13 protein-coding genes and 1 pseudogene are annotated in these 13,016 nt (G+C 68.3%); 9 read left to right on the top strand and 5 right to left on the bottom strand.

Annotated elements, in window-relative coordinates:
• The first annotated feature begins 29 nt into the window (after positions 1-29).
• The 4 genes and pseudogenes from AKJ08_RS10810 to ttcA all read left to right on the top strand — a co-directional run bounded on the left by AKJ08_RS10810 (position 30) and on the right by ttcA (position 4,404).
• On the top strand, positions 30-1,529 hold the full coding sequence (locus AKJ08_RS10810) for a response regulator (RefSeq protein ID WP_240475293.1): 1,500 nt from the start codon (positions 30-32) through the stop codon (positions 1,527-1,529).
• Positions 1,530-1,572: 43 nt separating this feature from the next.
• Positions 1,573-2,574, top strand: coding sequence for a tRNA (adenosine(37)-N6)-threonylcarbamoyltransferase complex transferase subunit TsaD (tsaD, locus tag AKJ08_RS10805; protein WP_050726076.1), 1,002 nt, complete (start codon positions 1,573-1,575; stop codon positions 2,572-2,574).
• On the top strand, positions 2,575-3,414 hold the full coding sequence (rsmA, locus tag AKJ08_RS10800) for a 16S rRNA (adenine(1518)-N(6)/adenine(1519)-N(6))-dimethyltransferase RsmA (RefSeq protein WP_050726075.1): 840 nt from the start codon (positions 2,575-2,577) through the stop codon (positions 3,412-3,414).
• Positions 3,415-3,511: 97 nt separating this feature from the next.
• A pseudogene (gene ttcA, locus AKJ08_RS10795) lies at positions 3,512-4,404 on the top strand (tRNA 2-thiocytidine(32) synthetase TtcA).
• Between the two features lie 67 nt (positions 4,405-4,471).
• On the opposite strand, the gene smpB reads toward ttcA, so the two are convergent.
• The 4 genes from smpB to AKJ08_RS10775 all read right to left on the bottom strand — a co-directional run bounded on the left by smpB (position 4,472) and on the right by AKJ08_RS10775 (position 7,760).
• Positions 4,472-4,954 (bottom strand): SsrA-binding protein SmpB, encoded by a 483-nt coding sequence (gene smpB / locus AKJ08_RS10790; protein WP_050726073.1) that lies wholly within the window; start codon positions 4,952-4,954, stop codon positions 4,472-4,474.
• A 2-nt stretch (positions 4,955-4,956) separates the two neighbouring features.
• Positions 4,957-5,817, bottom strand: a complete 861-nt coding sequence (gene panC / locus AKJ08_RS10785) for a pantoate--beta-alanine ligase (RefSeq protein ID WP_050727532.1) — start codon at positions 5,815-5,817, stop codon at positions 4,957-4,959.
• Positions 5,818-5,935: 118 nt separating this feature from the next.
• Positions 5,936-6,826, bottom strand: a complete 891-nt coding sequence (gene panB / locus AKJ08_RS10780) for a 3-methyl-2-oxobutanoate hydroxymethyltransferase (RefSeq protein WP_082343062.1) — start codon at positions 6,824-6,826, stop codon at positions 5,936-5,938.
• Between the two features lie 292 nt (positions 6,827-7,118).
• Complete coding sequence (locus AKJ08_RS10775; protein WP_050726072.1) at positions 7,119-7,760, bottom strand: deoxynucleoside kinase; 642 nt, start codon at positions 7,758-7,760, stop codon at positions 7,119-7,121.
• A 296-nt stretch (positions 7,761-8,056) separates the two neighbouring features.
• Here AKJ08_RS10775 and AKJ08_RS10770 point away from each other — a divergent pair, with 296 nt between their 5' ends.
• The 5 genes from AKJ08_RS10770 to AKJ08_RS10750 all read left to right on the top strand — a co-directional run bounded on the left by AKJ08_RS10770 (position 8,057) and on the right by AKJ08_RS10750 (position 12,201).
• Positions 8,057-8,536: a roadblock/LC7 domain-containing protein gene (locus AKJ08_RS10770; protein WP_050726071.1), complete on the top strand. Its 480-nt coding sequence runs from the start codon at positions 8,057-8,059 to the stop codon at positions 8,534-8,536.
• Positions 8,537-8,584: 48 nt separating this feature from the next.
• A complete protein-coding gene (locus tag AKJ08_RS10765; protein WP_050726070.1) occupies positions 8,585-9,172 on the top strand; it encodes a GTP-binding protein in 588 nt (195 codons plus the stop codon).
• A 326-nt stretch (positions 9,173-9,498) separates the two neighbouring features.
• Positions 9,499-10,053, top strand: coding sequence for a hypothetical protein (locus AKJ08_RS10760; protein ID WP_050726069.1), 555 nt, complete (start codon positions 9,499-9,501; stop codon positions 10,051-10,053).
• 73 nt (positions 10,054-10,126) lie between these two features.
• The gene (locus AKJ08_RS10755; RefSeq protein WP_050726068.1) at positions 10,127-11,410 is read left to right on the top strand and encodes an outer membrane beta-barrel protein; all 1,284 of its coding nucleotides are present in this window, start codon (positions 10,127-10,129) and stop codon (positions 11,408-11,410) included.
• A gap of 161 nt (positions 11,411-11,571) precedes the next feature.
• The gene (locus tag AKJ08_RS10750) at positions 11,572-12,201 is read left to right on the top strand and encodes a polysaccharide biosynthesis/export family protein (RefSeq protein ID WP_240475292.1); all 630 of its coding nucleotides are present in this window, start codon (positions 11,572-11,574) and stop codon (positions 12,199-12,201) included.
• Positions 12,202-12,312: 111 nt separating this feature from the next.
• Here AKJ08_RS10750 and AKJ08_RS10745 read toward each other — a convergent pair whose 3' ends face one another.
• On the bottom strand, positions 12,313-13,014 hold the full coding sequence (locus tag AKJ08_RS10745; RefSeq protein WP_169788805.1) for a TrmH family RNA methyltransferase: 702 nt from the start codon (positions 13,012-13,014) through the stop codon (positions 12,313-12,315).
• Positions 13,015-13,016 lie beyond the last annotated feature (2 nt).

Genomic DNA, 13,016 nt, shown 5'->3' with positions numbered 1-13,016 from the left:
CGCCCGATCGTGAGGGAGCGATGCACCCGGTGAAGCAGCACCTTCTCCTCGTCGATGCCGACGCCAAGAGCCTCCGCGTGATGGAGGTGAGCCTGAAGACCGTCGGCTACGGCGTCATCACGGCAGTCAACGGCGTCGACGCCCTCGAGAAGTGCGGATCCCACGTACCCGACCTCGTGATCTCCGACACCAAGATGCCGGAGATGGACGGCTTCGAGCTCTGCAGGAGGCTCAAGGAGGACGAGCGCTTCCTCGGAGTCCCTTTCGTCTTCCTGAGCAGCCAGAAGTCCCTCGAGTACAAGGTCAAGGGCCTCGAGCTGGGGGTGGACGACTATCTCACCAAGCCGATCTACCTCCAGGAGATCATCACCCGGGTGAAGATCCTGCTCCAGAAGCGGGACAAGGAGCGGCTCGAGCGCCGGGACCAGAAAGGTGGTTTCGCAGGCAGCCTCTCCCACATGGGCGTGGTCGATCTCGTCCAGACCCTCGAGATCGGGCGGAAGACCGGCGTCATCCGCCTGGTCGAGAAGAGGGGCACCGCCGCCGAGGTCTTCTTCCGGGACGGAAAGGTCGTCGACGTCGAGCTCGGCAGGCTCAGCGGCGAGATGGCATTCCATCGCCTCCTCGCCTGGACCGAAGGATCCTTCGAGATCGAGTTCAAGGCCGTCTCGCGGGAGAACCGGATCGACTTCTCCACCCAGGGCCTGCTGATGGAGGGCATGCGCCGCATGGACGAGCGCGCGCGGCTCGCCGAGCAGCTCCCTCCCTTCGATACGGCGCTCGCGGTGGACCACGCCGTCCTTGGCCAGCGCCTCTCCGGTCTCCCCGACGAGATCAACCCGGTCCTTCGCGAGTTCGACGGAACCCGAGCGCTCGGCGCGGTGGTCGAGGAGACCGAGCTGGACGACCTCGCCTGCCTGACCGCCGCTGCGAAGCTCTACGCCGCCGGCATCCTCCGCCCGGCGGATCCCTCCGTGCCGAGAACGCCCGAGGCCGCGCCCGCGGCAAAGGCGGTCGCCACTGCTCCGGCCGCTTCCTGGTTCGCCGGACCGGACGAGGCCGACGCCCCCGCGTCGCAACCGGCCCCCGCCGCCGTCCCCGCTTCGCAGCCGGCCCCTGCCGCCGCTCCATCGGCGCAGCGCCCCGTCGCCCAGCCGTCCGCGGCCCTCTCGCCTGCCGCCACGCCCGGCTCGGCCCTCGCCTCCTCTGCTTCCCCCGGCCTGCCGATGGGGATCGCTGCCGGCGCCAGCGCGTTCGAGCCGTCCGGCGCTTCGGCGCGCCCGGTGTCCATCGGTCCCGAGGGTGGAAGTGGGCCGCGTCCGGCGAAGCCTGCCGCCGCCCCGATCGACCTGCCGGTCATGGAAAAGTACCGGTCGCTCGAGGAGGACCGCCAGCGGGCCCGGCGCCTCCGTATGCGGCTTTGGCTCGCCGCCGCGATCGTCGCCCTGGCCGTCCTGGGCGTGCTCTACGCGCAGTCTTCTCGGCGCCAAGCACCCGAAACCGCCCACGCCGACGCGATCTCGCCCTAACCCCTCGAAAGTCCGGGGCCCTTCGCGTGTTATAAGCCGCGGAATGTTGGTTCTTGGACTCGAGACCTCCTGTGACGAGACCGCCGCGGCCGTGGTGCGCGACGGCAGGGAAGCCCTCTCCGACGTCGTCTCGACCCAGATCGAGATCCACCGGCGGTGGGGCGGGGTGGTCCCCGAGCTCGCCTCGCGCAACCACGTCCTCCAGGTGATGCCGGTCGTGGATGAGGCGCTGGAGCGGGCCGGCGTGCGCCTGCGCGACATCGACGTCGTCGCCGTCACCAGCGGCCCCGGCCTCATCGGCGCGCTCCTCGTCGGTCTGCAGGTCGGAAAGTCGCTGGCCTACGCCGCCGGCAAGCCGGTGGTCGGCGTCAACCACCTGGAGGGCCACCTCCTCGCCATCCGCATGGACGAGCAGGCGCCCGAGCCGCCCTTCCTCGGCCTGATCGTCTCCGGCGGCCACACCAGCCTCTACGCGGTGGAGGACTACGGCCGCTACCGCCTCCTGGGAGCCACGCTCGACGACGCCGCCGGCGAGGCCTTCGACAAGGTGGCGCGGCTCCTGGGCCTCCCGTACCCGGGCGGCGTCGAGATCGACCGCCTCGCCCGGACCGGCGATCCCAAGGCCATCCGCTTCCCCCGCGGGCTCAACAAGCGGAAGACGAACGACTTCTCCTTCTCCGGTCTCAAGACCGCGGCGCTCTACCACGTGCAGCAGCACGGGCTCCCGCAGGGCCAGGCGCTCGCCGACTTCTGCGCCAGCGTGCAGGAGGCCATCGCCGACGTGGTCACCCGCAAGGCCGTCGCCGCGGCAAAGGAGGCCGGCCTGCCGCGCCTCGTGCTCTGCGGGGGCGTCGCCGCCAACAGCCGGATCCGCGAGCTCGCGGTGGAGCGGGGCGCCGCGAGCGGCATCCACGTCCACGTGCCGCCCAAGCGCCTCTGCACCGACAACGGCGCGATGATCGCCGTCGCGGGCTACGAGACCTTCCGCCGCGGCGGCGGGGCCGAAGGCCTCGCCCTCAACGCCAATCCCTCCTGGAGGCTCTAGATGGCTGATTCCCCTTCCGTCATCCTTCGCCGCCACGGCCTGCGTCCCAAGAAGGCCTGGGGGCAGAACTTCCTCGGCGACGACCACCACCTCGGCGCGATCGCCGAAGCGTGCCGGATCGGCGCCGACGACACGGTCGTCGAGCTCGGCGCGGGCCTCGGCCATCTCACCCGGCACCTGGCCGCCACCGGCGCGAGGGTCGTCGCGGTCGAGCGGGATCGCGACCTGGTCCCCATCCTTCGCGCCGACCTCGAGCCGCTCCGGAACGTCGAGGTCCGCGAGGAGAACGCCGCCACCATCGATCTCGCCGCTCTCGCTGCGGAGACGGGCCGAAAGCTCGTCGTGGTGGGAAACCTCCCGTACCACCTCTCCACCGAGATCCTCTTCCACGTGGAGTCCCAGCGCGACTCCGTCAGCCGCATGGTCTTCCTCCTCCAGCGGGAGGTGACCGAGCGCATCGCCGCGCGTCCGGGCGGCAAGGAATACGGGGTCCTCTCCGTGCTCCTCCAGCTCCACGCGGACGTCGACGTCCCCCACCGCGTTCCCGCCGGCGTGTTCACGCCGCCCCCCGAGGTGGAGAGCGCCGTCGTGCGCCTCGAGCTGCGGGAGGCTCCCAGGGCCGATCCCGGCGACGAGGAGCTCTTCCGCCGCGTGGTGAAGGGCGCGTTCGCCCAGCGTCGAAAGACCCTCGTCAACTCCCTCCGGGGAGGGCGCATCGCCTCGCCCGAGATCCTGGCCGCCGCCCTCGAGCGCAGCGGGATCGACGGCGGACGCCGCGCCGAGACCCTCGCGGTCGAGGAGCTCGCCGCGCTCGCGCGCGCGATCGCTCAGGCGGGATGACCTGGTTGTCAGGTCGGGAGCCGGTTGTGGTAAACCGCCGCGAGGCGGTTCCCGGCAACGATCGGTCGCGCGCCCGCCATAGAATTCGGAGCGAAGGATGAGCAGCCGCCTGGAGAAGATCCTCCTCAACGACCTGTCGCGGGCCAGCCGCGACTTCAACCTGATCGAGCCGAACGACCGGATCATGGTCGGCCTATCGGGGGGAAGGACTCCTACACGCTCCTGTACCTGCTCCGCCAGGTCCAGAGGCGCGTCGCCTTCGACTTCTCGATCGTCGCCGTCAACCTCGACCAGGGCCATCCGGGCTTCCCCGGCCACGTGATCCGCGACTACCTCGAGGCCGAAGGCTACGAGTACCGGATGATCCAGCGGGACACCTACTCCATCGTGAAGGAGAAGGTCCCTGCCGGGAAGACCACCTGCGCGCTGTGCTCGCGGCTGCGTCGCGGCATCCTCTACGACGTCGCGGTGGACCTCGGCGCCACCAAGATCGCCCTCGGCCACCACCGGGACGACATCGTCGAGACCCTGATGCTCAACCTGCTCTACTCGGGGCAGCTCAAGGCGATGCCTCCCAAGCTCCGCTCCGACGACGGCCGCAACACCGTGATCCGGCCGCTGGCGTACTGCGCCGAGGAGCAGATCGCCGAGTTCGCCGCGGAGATGAAGTTCCCGATCATCCCCTGCGATCTCTGCGGCTCCCAGGAGAACCTGCAGCGCAAGCAGGTGAAGCGCCTCATCGCCCAGCTCCACGAGTCGAACCCGAACGTGAAGGGCAACATGCTCGCGGCGATCGGCAACGTGCGCCCGACGCACCTCCTCGATCCCAAGCTGCGCGAGCTCTACGGCGTGGATCGGATCGAGAGCGCCGACGAGTCGCTCCTGGCCCTCGATCCCGGCGGCTCCGACGACGACGCGCTCGGCGGCGGCTGCGCGCATCCCACCAACGAGCCGGGCCCGATCCCGCTCCGGATCCTCTCGCAGGCCTGAGCGTGGGGACGCGGGGCGGCTCGTCGCCGTCCCTGGACGTCATCTCAGTGGGATCGGCCGGGCGCGTTCAGCGCGCGCGGCCCTTGCCCCCGCGCATCGCGCGATCGATCTCGCGCTTGGTGTCGCGCTCCTTGATCGTGTCGCGGCGATCGACGCCCGTCTTGCCGCTCGCGAGGGCGATCTCGAGCTTCGCGCGCCCGTCCTTGAAATAGAGCTTCGTGGGGACGAGCGTGAAACCGCGCTCCTTCACCTTGCGCAGGATCTTGTCGATCTCCGCCCGGTGGAGCAGCAGCTTGCGATCCCGCAGCGGCACGTGGCCCAGCATCGCGGCGGCCTTGTACTCGCCGATCCGCAGGTTGTGGACGTAGAGCTCGTCGTCCTTCGCCATGGCGTAGGAGTCCGAGAGGTTCGCGTTGCCCTCCCGTAGCGCCTTCACCTCGCTGCCCACGAGGACGAGACCGCACTCCCACTTCTCGCCGAGCTCGAAGTCGTGCCGCGCCTTGCGGTTCTCGGCGACGAGCTTCTCGCCGCTCTTGGCCTTCGTCGACATCGCTACCGCCCCACCACGAGGTTGTCGATAAGCCTCGTGCGGCCGACGAAGGCCGCGACGAGGAGGCAGACGGGATCTTCGACGCGCTCCACCGTCTCGAGGGAGTCCGCGTCCACGAGCTCGACGTAGTCGATCCGATCGACGTCGCCGGCCATCGCGTCCCGCGCCGCACCAATGAGTCGCGCGGGGTCGCGCTCGCCGGCTTCGTGGAGCGCGCGTGCAGCGTAGAGCCCGCGATGCAGCGAGAGCGCGCGCCGCCTCTCGTCCGCCGAGAGGTAGGCGTTCCGCGACGACATCGCGAGGCCGTCCGGCTCCCGGACGATCGGCATCCCCACGACCTCGGTCCGTGCGTCGAGATCCAGGTCCCGCGCCATGCGCCGGATCACCGCGAGCTGCTGATAGTCCTTCTGTCCGAAAAGCGCGACCTTCGGGCGGAAGAGTGTCAGGAGCTTGCACACCACCGTCGCCACGCCGCGGAAGTGTCCCGGCCTCTTGCCGCCGCACAGGCCCAGCGAGAGCCCCTCCACGTCCACCCAGGTCTGGAAGCCCTCGGGATAGACCTCCCTCGGGCTCTTCGGCGCATAGACGAGCCACGCGCCGGCGGCGTCGAGCTTCTCGACGTCGCCGGACAGGTCCCGCGGGTAGCGATCGAGGTCCTCACCGGGACCGAACTGGGTCGGGTTCACGAAGATCGAGACGGCCACCCGATCCGCTCGGGCGGCGCCCTCGCGGACCAGGGAGAGATGGCCCTCGTGCAGGTAGCCCATGGTCGGGACGAGCGCGAGGCTCACTCCGCGCTCCTCCAGGGCTCGCAGCTCCTTCAGGAGCTCTTCGCGGGTATGGACGACGATCGGCTTCTGCATGGTGCCCTCGGCGCCCGCGTAGAGCGAGTGAAGAAGTTGGCCCCGCAGGAGCGGGCCCAACTTCTTCAGCCGCGCTCCGCGCGGAAACGCTCTTCTTTTCGTTTGCTTCGCCTTCGGCTCAGTTCGACCCGGTCTGCGCCTTGCTCCCGCCATATAGCCCGGGGAGCTCCGCGCCCGCATCCGGAACCGACCGGACCTGGGGCGTCATCTGGAAGGAGTGGGCCTCAGAGGGGAAGGCCGCGCTCTTCACCTCCTCCAGATAGGTGCGGACCGCGCCTCCGATCGTCTCGTGGAGCTGCGCGTAGCGCTTCACGAACTTCGGGGAGAACGAGGGATCCATCCCGAGGAGGTCGTAGATCACCAGCACCTGCCCGTCGCAGCTTGGCCCGGCGCCGATGCCGATCGTCGGGATCGAGAGCTTCGAGGTGATCTCCTCCGCGACCGTCGCGGGGATCCCCTCGAGCACCACCGAGTAGCAGCCGGCGGCCTCCAGCGCCAATGCGTCGTCGAGGAGCTTCTTCGCCTTCTCCTCGTCGCGCCCCTGGATCACGTAGCCGCCCATCCGGTGCACGCTCTGGGGCGTGAGGCCGATGTGGCCCATCACCGGGATCCCGGCTCGGACGATCTTCCGGATCACCTCGTCGAAGTCCGCGCCGCCCTCGAGCTTCACCGCCTCGGCGCCGCCCTCCGCCACCAGCCTCCCGGCGTTTCGGACCGCTTCGTCCACCGAGGTCTGGTAGCTCATGAAGGGCATGTCGCCCACCACGTGCGCCCGGCTCGTGCCGCGGCAGACCGCCCGCAGGTGGTAGATGATCTGATCGACCGTGACGGGGAGGGTGGTCTTCTCGCCCTGGAACACGTTCCCGAGCGAGTCTCCGACCAGGAGGACCTCGGCGCCGGCTCCGTCGAGGATCCGGGCGAAGGTTGCGTCGTAGCAGGTGAGCATTCCGATCCGCTCTCCTGCCTGCTTCATCTTGCGCAGCGTGTGGATGGTCACCTTGTTGGCCAAGGTTCACCTCCGTTGGAAATGGCCCCTCTCGGAGCCGGTGAAGCCGCCGTGCCTCGCTTGAGTGGTCGGGCCTGTCGCGAATGCGAAGTGCCCGCCAGCAAATGCCCGGCGGCAAGGTTCGTCCGAGCGTGTGAAGATATCGGTCCCGCAGGTGCGGGCTCGCTATCTTCAGCTCGCGCTTCGCGCGATCGCGCCGTTCTTTTGCTCCGCCTTCGGCTTCGCGTGCGCGAGGGCGCTCCTTTTCGTCTGCTCGCCTCCGGCTCGCGAGAGTTCGTGATTTCTTCACGAACTCTCAGACCGCCCCCCGCGGAATGTAGTGTTGCACGCCCTTCCGGTGGCGGCGAACCGCGGCGACGATCGCGTCCTGGTCGGCCTCGTTCGACGCGAGGTCGATGTCGGTCGTGTTGATCACGAGCAGCGGCGTCTCGTCGTAGTGGAAGAAGAAGTCGTTGTAGGTCGAGCTGATCCGGGCGAGGTAGTCGGGATCGAAGTTCCGCTCGAAGTCGCGGCCCCGCCTGCGGATCCTCGCCTGGAGCACGTCGAGCCTGGCCTGGAGATAGACCACGAGGTCGGGCTTCGCCACCCGCGGGCGGAGCATCGAGTAGACCCGGTCGTAGAGCGCCATCTCCGGCGCGCCGAGGTTGAGCGCCGCGAAGATGCGATCCTTGGCGAAGAGGTAGTCGCTCACCGTCACCTGCCGGAAGAGGTCCGGCTGGTGGAGCTCCTGCTGCTGCTGGAAGCGCGAGAGCAGGAAGAAGAGCTGCGCCTGGAACGCGTGCTTCTCCCGATCCGAGTAGAACGGCGCCAGGAACGGATTCTCCTCGACCGGCTCCGCCACGAGCACGCCGCCGAGGCGGTCCGCGAGGAGCTTGGCCAGCGTGGTCTTGCCCACGCCCACCGGCCCCTCCACGACGATGTAGAGCGAGCGATCCATCGTTGCCTCGGCTGTGTGATTGGCGAAACGCGACGAGGAAGGGCGGCATTAAGCACGCCGTCCCTTCGCATGTCTACATCGGGCGCGAGGCGGAACCCGGTGGGCCACGCCGGCTCGATCGCAAGGCGGGCGAGCAACTTGCCGGTGCCCGGGGCCTCTGCTAGAAGTGACCCACCAGCCAGATAGAAAAGGTCGACGCGCCAGCCCGGGCCATCGGCCGTCGCGGGATGCGGTTCCAAGGTTCGGTTGCCCCGGTCCGAAGGCTTCCGAGGGACCTGCAAGGAGTGAGCGGCCAGATGATCCAGCAGATGGTGATGCACGACGACGAATTCCATCGGATCACCGGGATTTGCGACAGCTTGACGCGCGAAGCCAACGCCAAGGTGGTCTTCCTCGTCGATAAGAACGGCCAGCTCATCGCAAGCAGCGGCGCGACCGCCAACATCGACACCACGTCCCTGGCGTCGCTGACCGCCGGGAACATCGCGGCCACCGGCGGCCTCGCCAAGCTCCTGGGGGAGAAGGAGTTCTCGATCCTCTTCCACGAGGGTGAACGGGACAACCTCCACATCTCGCTCGTCGCCCAACGCGTGATCCTCGTCGTAATCTTCGACGCTCGCTCCTCCCTCGGGCTGGTGAGGCTCCGGGTGAAGAAGGCGAGCGAGCAGCTCAGCCAGATCTTCGCCGACCTCCAGCGGAAGGGGAGCGCCCCCGGCGGCGGCAGCCCGTTCGCCGAGATCACCGACGAGGACATCGACAACCTCTTCAGCGAGTAGCCGGCTTTAGCCCGTCGCTCGCCCTCCCTTAGAATCGCGGGGAAGAACGTGCCCTTCATCAACCTGCCGCTGCGCGAGATCACCTGCAAGATCGTCTATTACGGACCGGGCTTGTGTGGGAAGACCACCAATCTCCAGTACGTGTATGCGAAGACGAACCCAGAGGCGCGGGGCAACATGATCTCGCTCGCCACGGAGACGGATCGCACGCTCTTCTTCGACTTCCTGCCTTTGGGGCTCGGCGAAATCCGGGGTTTCAAGACCCGTTTCCACCTCTACTCCGTGCCGGGTCAGGTCTTCTATGACGCGTCCCGGAAGCTGATCCTGCGCGGAGTCGACGGCGTCGTCTTCGTCGCCGATTCGCTCACGGATCGCATGGAGGCCAACCTCGAGTCCGTGGAGAACCTCCGGATCAACCTCGCCGAGCAGGGCTACGACCTCGACAAGATCCCGTACGTGATCCAGTACAACAAGCGGGATCTCCCCAACATCCTCCCGGTCGAGGAGCTCTCCCGCCAGCTCAACCCGACCCGCGTGCCCGAGTTCAACGCCGTCGCCCTCACCGGCGTCGGGGTCTTCGACACCCTGAAGGCCGTGGCGAAGCAGGTCCTGACCAAGGTCAAGAGCGGCACCTGAGGCCGAAGGTCGCCGCCGGATTCGGCGTGCGACCTCCCTCCTTGTTCTCCGCCTTCGAGCTCTCGACCTCCAATCCGCGAAAGTGAAGGCCGTTCGCACCGCGCGAGCGGCCTTTCGTCGTTCCGCACCGGCCATTCGGCGGGCAGGGGGGGCGGCCCGGCAGCCCCATGCATATGGGATGGTGTTCGGTGGCCAACTTCGCTACCGAGGGCAGGAAGCGGTCTTGATCTCATACAATCCGCAATTTGGAATTTGACAATCCGGATCTTGGCCACTACCGTCCCAGCTCCAAATTACGTTGTTCAGCAACTCTCCGAGGTCATTACGTGCGTGCCAATCTCAGCATTCTGATCGCGGCGGCCGTTCTCGCCGCGCCCTTGGCCTCTTCGGCCGAAACGCCTGCCAGCCTCCTCGAGGAAGCCCGGGCCACGATCACGGCGATGAAGCAGTCGACCTCGCAGGTCCGGCAGCTCGCCACCGAGCAGGCCAAGGGCTCCGACAAGCTGAAGCTCAACTGCGTGACCGAGCGCCGCGACTCCATGGAGCAGAGCGTGGCGCGGGCCGAGGCCACCCTCGACGCGGCCAACGGCTGGGGCCTCGACGTCGCGACCGCCGCCCTTCAGGCGGTGAAGTCCGCTTCACAGCAGGTGAAGCTGCAGCGGGCCGAGGCCAACCGCTGTGTCGGCATCGAGGACGGCGCCGTTCTCGCCGATTCGGACGAGAAGGCCGGCGGCACGGACGCCTCGACGGACGCTCTCGCCGCCAAGGGCTCGAGAGAAGACGGCACGGGCTGGTACAACCCGCTCTCCGACTCGGCCACGTCTCCCTTTGGCTCCGTTCCGCTCCAGCGACGTCTCCCTGCCGCGAGCCCGACGAAGTAGCTCTCCACCGCTTGGCACTTTTGCCTCGCCCGTGTCCCCGAGGGGGGCGGGAACGGCAGACAAGGTGAATTCGATGTCCAGGAAGTCTTTCGATGGCTCCGCGCCCGCCGGGCGCCCGAGCCTCACGCAGCTCCTCTGCTCCATCGTCGCGGTGGCGACCGTCGTCGCCGCCGGCGCCGCGCACGCGCAGACCTCGGTCGGCACCCGTAGCGAGAACGGCCTGCGGGTCGGCTCGGGCCGCCTCCACCCGCTCTTCGGCTTCGAGACGCGCTACGACTCCTACGTCGGCCGCAGCGAGAAGGCGGTCGACGCCCTCGACTCCAAGAACGGCACCGGAGATCTGATCCTCCACCTCCGGCCGGGCCTCGAGCTCACGATCCCCTCGGAGTCGGTGGAGCTCGGCGCGCGCCTGATGATCGACTACAACGCCTACACGGGTGCCCAGGAGAGCTGGACGCGCGATCAGAGCAAGACCGGCGTCAACTTCGAGTTGAACTCGCTCTTCAACCCGAAGGGCAACACGAAGGTGGGCCTCGACGAGCGCTTCAACCGCAGCGACCGCACCACGAACATGGAGCTCGGGACGCTGACGATCAGCGATCGGAACGACCTGGGCGTTAACGTCGAGGTCGCTCCGGGCGGCGGCGCGCTGGTTATCAAGCCGGCCTACGTCAACACCTACGAGCATTTCGAGCCGAAGAACGGTGGCGCCGACGAGTCCGTCAGCAACCACGACTACATGCAGCACACCGTCGGCCTCAACCTGGGCTACAAGCTGAGCCCGATCTCCGCCCTCGTGCTCGACACGGGCCTCTCCATCCGCAACTTCGAGCGTGAGGTCGCCCAGAACTACGACAGCACGAACATCCGGGTCGCCGCCGGCTTCGTGGGCATGGTGATGCCGAAGATCGCCCTCGTCCTCAAGGCCGGCTACGGCAAGCAGTCCTCCGATCTCGAGGACGGCAAGCCCTACGGCGGGATGATCGGACAGGCGGAGGTCGGCTACCTCTACTCCGAGCAGAGCCAGATCCGCTTCGGCTACGCCCGGACCTTCGAGCCCTCCGCCTCGGCGTCGCTCTACTACTCCGACGACCGCGTCTACCTCAACGGCCAGACCCGGATGGCGGGCCAGCTCCTCCTCAAGGGCGGCCTCTCCTACGACGTGCTCAAGTTCCCCGCCGACGCGCGCGGCAACGACGAGCAGCTCGGCTTCCAGATCGGGCCGGATTGGGAGTTCAGCCAGCTCGTCACCGCTGGTGTGTCCTACGGGTACACCAGCCGCACCACCTCCGCGAAGCTTGCGGGCCTCGAGTACGATCGCCACGAGATCGGCGCTCACGTGGTGGTCTACTACTAAGTCGAGGCGGTACACCGACTCGAGTTCACGCGAGGGCGCCTGGAGGTTCGGGCGCCCTTCGTGCGATCGGAGCGGTTCTCGCCCGTTCGTCGATCTCCTTGCCGTGGGGCATGGCCTCGGGCAAAAGGCAGGAGGTTCGACGCGTGGCTTGGAGACGTTCGGTGAAGTTTCGAGCTTGGGCGACCTTCGTCGCCGTCGTTGGAATCGCATCCATCCTGTCGGCCTGCGCGAGCGGCGGGCGTGGTTCGTCGCGCGCCGTCCACGCGGGTGAGGCACGGGGAGAGCCTCCCGTGTTGGTTCCCGCCCAGACCTTCGGATCCGGCGACGTCTTCGTCGTGCGCGTGGTCGGGGAGGCGGACCTCTCGGGTTCCTACCGGGTGGCCAGCGACGGGGCGATCTCGTTCCCGTTCTGCGGGCGCGTGGACGTCGCGAACAAGGGCGCCACCGAGGTCGCCAACGATCTCACCGTCTGCCTCGCCGACGGCTACCTCAAGAACCCGCAGGTGACGGTCTTCCTCAAGGAGCACAACTCCAAGAAGGTCTTCGTCTTCGGCGAGGTCCAGAAGCCCGGCACCTTCCCGTTCGAGGATCGGATGAACGTGGTCCAGGCGATCACGCTCGCCGGCGGCTTCACCAAGCTGGCCGCGAGGAACTCCGTCCTCGTCACCCGCTCGATCGACGGGCGGGAGGAGCGGATCAAGGTCGCAGTCGACGACATCGGAACGGGACGGCAGCCGAACCTCTATCTCAGCCCCGGCGACATCGTCTTCGTGGGCGAGAGCTTCTTCTAATCGGGTTCCGCTTCGGCTCGGCGGGATCCGCCTCCCGGAAGGGCGGGGCGGATCGCCCATCGCGTTGCGCCCTATCGCGCGTGTCCTGGCGGTCGACCTTGCTGGCGGCGCCTAGAGCGGCTCGAGGCCGAAGCCGGCGTTCTGGCGCGCCGCTTCGTAGCCCACGACCGCGAGCGACATCGCGACGTTGAGCGAGTTGGCCATCCCCCACACCGGGATCTCGAGGACGAGGTCGGCCTCGCGGAGGATCTCCGGCGCGACGCCCTGGCGCTCGTGGCCGAGCACGAGGCAGAGCGGCGCCGTCAGGTCCGCCTTCGCCGGTGGGAGGGCGCCTTCCGCCTGCTCCAGCACCACGATGCGATCTCCCGCGGCCTTCCGGGCGGCGACGACTTCGAGTGCCGACGGCGCGTAGGTCCACGGGACGAAGGGGACCGCCATCACCGCCGTCCTCCGGATCTCCCGATCGCAGCGCTCCGCGATCACGGCCGCTCGGGGATCGCCCGGATACGGCGGATGACCGGTGATCCCGCAGAGCCAGAGGTGGGCCACCCGAAGGTTGTCGCAGAGGCGGAAGGCCAGCCCGACGTTCGCGAGGCCGCGTACGTCCGCGAGCACCACGTGGAGAGGCGCGCGGGGTAGCTCCTCGAAGTCCTCCGGCCGCGGCTTTCGCCCGACCAGCTCCTCGGTGGTTCGCGAGCGGGGCTCTCCCCGCTCCTCCGGCTCCTCGCCGACGGCATCCCCTGGTCGCTCCCCCAGGAGCTCGCCTTCCGGCGACGGTTCGGGCGACGAAGGTCGGTTCGAGGATCCGTTCACGC

It is taken from the genome of Vulgatibacter incomptus, assembly GCF_001263175.1.
Classification (GTDB): Bacteria; Myxococcota; Myxococcia; order Myxococcales; family Vulgatibacteraceae; genus Vulgatibacter; species Vulgatibacter incomptus.
The sequence above is the reverse complement of the archived record's forward strand: the minus strand, read 5'-3'. Positions and strand labels throughout refer to the sequence as shown.

Excerpts from the sequence above, each read along its gene's own strand:
- tsaD (WP_050726076.1), top strand. The coding sequence starts at position 1,573 with ATGTTGGTTCTTGGACTCGAGACCTCCTGTGACGAGACCGCCGCGGCC.
- rsmA (WP_050726075.1), top strand. The coding sequence starts at position 2,575 with ATGGCTGATTCCCCTTCCGTCATCCTTCGCCGCCACGGCCTGCGTCCC.
- smpB (WP_050726073.1), bottom strand. The coding sequence starts at position 4,954 with ATGTCGACGAAGGCCAAGAGCGGCGAGAAGCTCGTCGCCGAGAACCGC.
- panC (WP_050727532.1), bottom strand. The coding sequence starts at position 5,817 with ATGCAGAAGCCGATCGTCGTCCATACCCGCGAAGAGCTCCTGAAGGAG.
- AKJ08_RS10775 (WP_050726072.1), bottom strand. The coding sequence starts at position 7,760 with ATGGATCGCTCGCTCTACATCGTCGTGGAGGGGCCGGTGGGCGTGGGC.
- AKJ08_RS10770 (WP_050726071.1), top strand. The coding sequence starts at position 8,057 with ATGATCCAGCAGATGGTGATGCACGACGACGAATTCCATCGGATCACC.
- AKJ08_RS10755 (WP_050726068.1), top strand. The coding sequence starts at position 10,127 with ATGTCCAGGAAGTCTTTCGATGGCTCCGCGCCCGCCGGGCGCCCGAGC.